Origin of the sequence: Bacillus cereus group sp. BfR-BA-01381, assembly GCF_022663555.1 — a bacterium.
Lineage (GTDB): Bacteria > Bacillota > Bacilli > Bacillales > Bacillaceae_G > Bacillus_A > Bacillus_A pacificus.
Genome location: NZ_JAKUFR010000157.1, coordinates 1 through 5,500, shown reverse-complemented (window position 1 = coordinate 5,500; position 5,500 = coordinate 1). Strand labels below are relative to the sequence as shown.

Genomic DNA, 5,500 nt, shown 5'->3' with positions numbered 1-5,500 from the left:
AGACCCAGAAGAAATCGTTAAAGCGAAAGGCCTTGTTCAAATTTCTGACGAGGGTACACTTCGTAAAGTTGTAACAGAAATTCTTGATAATAATGAGCAATCTATCGAAGACTTTAAAAACGGTAAAGACCGTGCAATTGGCTTCTTAGTTGGTCAAATTATGAAAGCTACAAAAGGACAAGCAAATCCACCGCTTGTTAACAAAATCTTACTTGAAGAGATTAATAAGCGATAATAGTAGTAACTTTTAAAGATTAAGCAGAAAAACACCCGTACATGGGTGTTTTTCTAGGTTAATCAAACGTTTGTTTAAATGAGAGAAAATTATTTAAACAAACGTTTGATTAACTGTCAAAAGTGGAAAAATGTTTGTATAGCAACTATGGTATGATAGTTGCAAAAAGGTGGGAATAATGATAAATCTAGACATAGAGGTTTTTTCATCTCATGAAATAATAGATAATTATTATTCGTTATATGTAAATTGTTGTGAGGAAATAGATAGACATAAATTTTTTTTGTCAAATAAAACAAAACCATTGAAATGAATATTTACTTTTGATGGGCTACACGAATCGGGTTCTTACTGCCTGTTTGAGCGAGATAAAAGAAGGATAGGAAGATGAGAGGAGGTAGGCACGGGAATACTGAATAGAAGTTCGGTATGTTCTTTGTCGATACATAAAGAAATTTCCTGTGCTAATAAATGATGAAGCGAGCAAGAATTATTTATAATCCTACTTCTGGGCGTGAGCTATTTAAGAAGAGCTTACCGGAAGTATTACAAAAATTAGAACAAGCTGGATATGAAGCATCTTGTCATGCGACAACGGGTCCTGGAGACGCAACTGTGGCGGCGAGGCAAGCTGTAGAGCGTAAATTTGATGTTGTTATTGCGGCTGGTGGTGACGGCACGTTAAATGAAGTCGTAAACGGTCTAGTTGGTCATGAATTCCGTCCGAAATTTGGAATTATTCCAGTTGGAACGACAAATGACTTTGCACGTGCAATCGGTGTACCTCGTTCTATTGAAGAGGCAGCGGATATTATTTGTGAAGGAAAAACTGTGCCATTAGACCTTGGTAGAGCAAACGATACATATTTTATTAACATCGCTGGTGGCGGTCGTATTACAGAATTAACATATGAAGTACCAAGTAAGCTAAAGACTGTATTAGGACAACTTGCTTATTATTTAAAAGGTATCGAAATGCTACCATCACTACATCCAACATATGTTGAAATTGAGTATGATGGAAAATTACTACAAGAAGAAATTACGATGTTTTTAATTACGAATACTCGTTCAGTGGGCGGCTTTGAAAAGGTAGCACCATATGCATCGATTAACGATGGCTTATTTGATTTATTAGTGCTGAAAAAAGGTTCGATTGCCGACTTAATTAAAGCTGCAACACAAGCGCAGCGTGGTGAACATATTAACAATCCAAAAGTACTATACACACAAGCGAACCGAATTAAAGTGCATTCACCAGATAAACTAATGATTAATTTAGATGGTGAATATGGTGGAGATGCACCGATGGAATTCGAAAATATGTATCATTGTCTGGAACTATTTGTTCCTGAACATCAAGAGGATGCCCTGTAAAGGCATCCTTTTTTATTATATAGAAGAATTGTAAATTTGAAGTTAGTTTGATTTTTATGGTATTTTTACAATTCGTTTATTTTATATCCATACTTTATTGATACACTGGAGGAGATAAGAGATGAGAGGTGGGGTGTTATGGAGAAAGTAAAAGCAATACTATTTGATAAAGATGGGACATTAATGGATTTTCATTCAATTTGGATAAAAGTGGCTGAAGAACTTGTGGCTGAATGTATAAAATTATACCAACTGCCACAGTCAATGCAGCCGACTTTATTAAAAGAGATCGGTGTGGATGGGGTATTTGTTCACCCACGTAGCGCAATAGCGGCAGGAACAAGCCTTGATGTGGCAAGGGGGCTTTGTAAGTATATTACGTCATCTAAGGAAGAGGAAATGCATGAATGGGTAAGTGAAAAACTGTTTGCCCTTATGTACGAGCATCGTTCTTACATGAAAATGACGGCAGATTTACCGAGAATTTTACAAAGCTTAAAGGATAGAGGATTTATTTTAGGTGTTGTTACAGCTGATGATTTCGCACCGACAGAATTATTTTTAAAACAGTATCAATTAGAGACCTTTTTTGATTATGTTGTAGCTTCAGATACATTTGCGGCACAAAAACCCGATAAAAGAATTATAGAATCCTTCTGTGAGAGGTTTCATTTAAAGGCATGTGAAGTAGCGGTCGTTGGGGATACACCGACTGATTTATATTTAGCGAAAAATGGTGATTGCTATGCAATTGGAGTACTATCTGGTACAGGGAATCGTCAAACATTAGAACCACTTGCTGATTTAGTAGTACAATCTGTTGGGGACTTTATTTCTCATTCAGGTGAGTTTGTTTGGGAAAAAGGAAAGTCTAATGTGTAAGAAAAATAAGTCTATAAAGACTCTGAATGAGTCTTTATAGACTTATTTTTTATGGCGAAATAGAAGGTGTGTAGGATGAATACTGAAAAAGAATATTGGCATACATTTTGCAATGAAAAGAGAAAACAATGTAAAGAAAAGGATGGGGTACGTAATGAATACAAAAAAATTTGCTAAAGTAAATGAACAAATTCCTGGACCGAAAGCAGCGTCTTTACTAGAACGCCGCCAAAATATAGTACCAAAAGGAGTAAGTAACGGCATCTCAACGTTTGTACAATCTGCAAATGGTGCTCTTGTTACTGATGTTGATGGTAATCAGTACATTGATTTCGCTGGAGCGATAGGAACAATTAACGTAGGACATTGTCACCCAGCTGTTAAAGAAGCGCTCCATAAACAAGTAGATCAATACATTCATACTGGCTTTAATGTCATGATGTATGAGCCATATATTGAATTAGCAGAAAAACTTGCGGCATTAGCGCCGGGAAGTTTTGATAAGCAAGTACTATTTTTAAATAGTGGTGCAGAAGCAGTCGAGAACGCTGTAAAAATCGCTCGTAAATATACAAAAAGACCTGGTATTATCGCATTTTCTAAAGGATTCCATGGGCGTACATTAATGACAATGACGATGACAAGTAAAGTAAAACCATATAAATTTGGATTTGGTCCATTTGCGCCTGAAGTCTATAAAGCACCATTTCCGTATGAATACCGTCGCCCAGAAGGATTAACGGAAGAGCAGTACGATAACTTTATGATTGAAGAGTTTAAGAATTTCTTCATATCAGAAGTAGCACCAGAAACGATTGCAGCTGTTGTAATGGAACCTGTTCAAGGGGAAGGTGGATTTATCGTCCCGAGTAAGAAGTTTGTGCAAGAAGTACGCAATATTTGTTCAGAACACGGCATCTTATTTGTAGCGGATGAAATTCAAACTGGATTTAGCCGTACAGGAAAATATTTCGCCATTGATCATTATGATGTCGTTCCGGATTTAATTACGGTATCTAAATCATTAGGTGCTGGTGTACCGATTAGTGGTGTTATTGGGCGCAAAGAAATTATGAATGAGTCTGCACCAGGAGAACTTGGTGGAACGTATGCAGGAAGCCCGCTAGGATGTGCGGCAGCATTAGCAGTACTTGATGTAATAGAAAAAGAGAATTTAAATGATAGAGCGATAGAATTAGGAAAGGTCGTAATGAACCGATTCGAAGAGATGAAAAATAAATATAATTGCATCGGTGATGTGCGCGGTTTAGGAGCAATGTGTGCATTTGAGCTCGTTCAAGATCGTAAGACGAAAGCACCTGATAAAACGTTGACAGCTAATTTATGCGCAGAAGCAAATAAACGCGGCTTACTTCTACTATCAGCAGGAACGTACGGTAATGTTATTCGTGTGCTAATGCCATTAGTGATTACAGATGAGCAACTTGAAGAAGGATTAACAATCATTGAAGAATCATTGCAAGTCTGTTATGAGAAAGCAAATATTGCTCGTGTTTAAAAGTTAAATAATAAAACAGCAAACATTCTAGCTGACTCTATATAAAATGCAGAAAATTCACTTTATAATAAAGGTAGTGAAGTGAATCGACGGATTGGAAGTTAGGGGTGGCTAGGATGGTTGCAGAAAAGGAACGAGTGTTAATGGATTTACAAGATGTATTTGAATATGCGTTTGACGAAATTTTTGTGACTGACGAAAAGGGAATCGTTGTACGTGTAAATAGTACATGTGAAAGGCACTATCAATTGGCTGCTAAAGAGTTAGTAGGTAAACATGTAAAAGAATTGCAGAAAGATGGTATCTTTTATCCATCAGCAACGTTAGAAGTAATTGAAAAAAAGAGGCCAATCGAACTAGTTCAGACGACAAAATCAGGAGAGTATTTACACGTTCGTACAAGGCCTGTTTTTGATGAAGAGGGCAATTTAAGAAGAGTAATTAGTTACTCTCGTGATCTTACAGAACTCTATCAATTACGTCAAAAGGTAGAAGAAATGGATAATCAGTTAAAAACATATAAAAAAGAATTAAGAGAAACATATGAACATGAAGGACTTATTTTTAAAAGTATCGCTATGCAAAAAATAGTCGAGACAATCAAGAAAGTATCCGTGGTAGATAGTACGGTTCTCGTTTTAGGTGAGACAGGAGTAGGAAAGAGTCGATTGGTGCGTCATTTACATGAAGTGAGTAACCGGAAGAATGAAAGTTTCTATGAAATTAACTGTGCGGCATTGCCGACAAATTTAATTGAATCAGAGCTTTTTGGATACTCAGGCGGATCCTTTACAGGTGCGAATCGTGAAGGGAAAAAGGGACTATTAGAATCAGCGCATAAAGGAACGCTATTCTTAGATGAAATTGGCGAAATGCCGCTGGAAATTCAAGCAAAGCTTTTGCAAGTGTTGCAAGAAAAAACGTTTCGCCCTATAGGCGGAAGAGAATTAAAGAAGGTGGACGTTAGAATTGTAGCGGCAACAAATAGAGATTTAAGTATGATGGTGAAACAAGGAACATTTCGGAAAGATTTATATTATCGTCTGAATGTCATTCCCATTGTAATCCCGCCACTACGGGAAAGAACAGAAGACATTTTGCCACTTATTTATCATTATTTACAACACTTTAACGAGAAATATGGTCGGAATGTAAAATTAGCGCCTAGCACATTGCAAATGTTTGTTGGTTACCCGTGGGAAGGAAATAATAGAGAAATTGAAAATGTGATTGAGCGAATTGTTATAACTGCTGATGATATCGTTACGATAGAGGATTTGCCAATAGCGATGCAAGAATCAACGGTTGAACAGTCCGGTCAAAGTCTCTATAAAATGTTAGAAGAAGTAGAACGTAATATTATTTTGAAAGCATATAAAACATATGGATCGAGTTATAAAGTAGCGGAGTTTTTAAAAATAAGTCAATCTGCTGCCACTAGGAAAATAAAGAAACTTATAGAGGAGGAAGAAAACATTGGATAAAAA

At 36.6% G+C, this 5,500-nt stretch carries 4 protein-coding genes and 1 pseudogene; all 5 read left to right on the top strand.

What is annotated here, in order from left to right:
* Nucleotides 1-235: pseudogene (locus MR079_RS27445) on the top strand (Asp-tRNA(Asn)/Glu-tRNA(Gln) amidotransferase subunit GatB); the annotation flags it as partial.
* 471 nt (nucleotides 236-706) lie between these two features.
* The gene (locus tag MR079_RS27440) at nucleotides 707-1,612 is read left to right on the top strand and encodes a diacylglycerol kinase (RefSeq protein WP_000977677.1); all 906 of its coding nucleotides are present in this window, start codon (nucleotides 707-709) and stop codon (nucleotides 1,610-1,612) included.
* Between the two features lie 138 nt (nucleotides 1,613-1,750).
* Entirely contained in the window at nucleotides 1,751-2,494 is a 744-nt protein-coding gene (locus MR079_RS27435) for an HAD family hydrolase (RefSeq protein ID WP_242295001.1), read from the top strand.
* A gap of 154 nt (nucleotides 2,495-2,648) precedes the next feature.
* A complete protein-coding gene (gene gabT / locus MR079_RS27430) occupies nucleotides 2,649-4,013 on the top strand; it encodes a 4-aminobutyrate--2-oxoglutarate transaminase (RefSeq protein ID WP_242295000.1) in 1,365 nt (454 codons plus the stop codon).
* A 116-nt stretch (nucleotides 4,014-4,129) separates the two neighbouring features.
* Complete coding sequence (locus MR079_RS27425; RefSeq protein ID WP_000225163.1) at nucleotides 4,130-5,497, top strand: sigma-54 interaction domain-containing protein; 1,368 nt, start codon at nucleotides 4,130-4,132, stop codon at nucleotides 5,495-5,497.
* Nucleotides 5,498-5,500 lie beyond the last annotated feature (3 nt).

Bases quoted from the DNA above. Each gene is read 5' to 3' on its own strand.
- MR079_RS27435 (WP_242295001.1), top strand. From the start codon at position 1,751: ATGGAGAAAGTAAAAGCAATACTATTTGATAAAGATGGGACATTAATG.
- gabT (WP_242295000.1), top strand. From the start codon at position 2,649: ATGAATACAAAAAAATTTGCTAAAGTAAATGAACAAATTCCTGGACCG.
- MR079_RS27425 (WP_000225163.1), top strand. From the start codon at position 4,130: ATGGTTGCAGAAAAGGAACGAGTGTTAATGGATTTACAAGATGTATTT.
- MR079_RS27440 (WP_000977677.1), top strand. From the start codon at position 707: ATGATGAAGCGAGCAAGAATTATTTATAATCCTACTTCTGGGCGTGAG.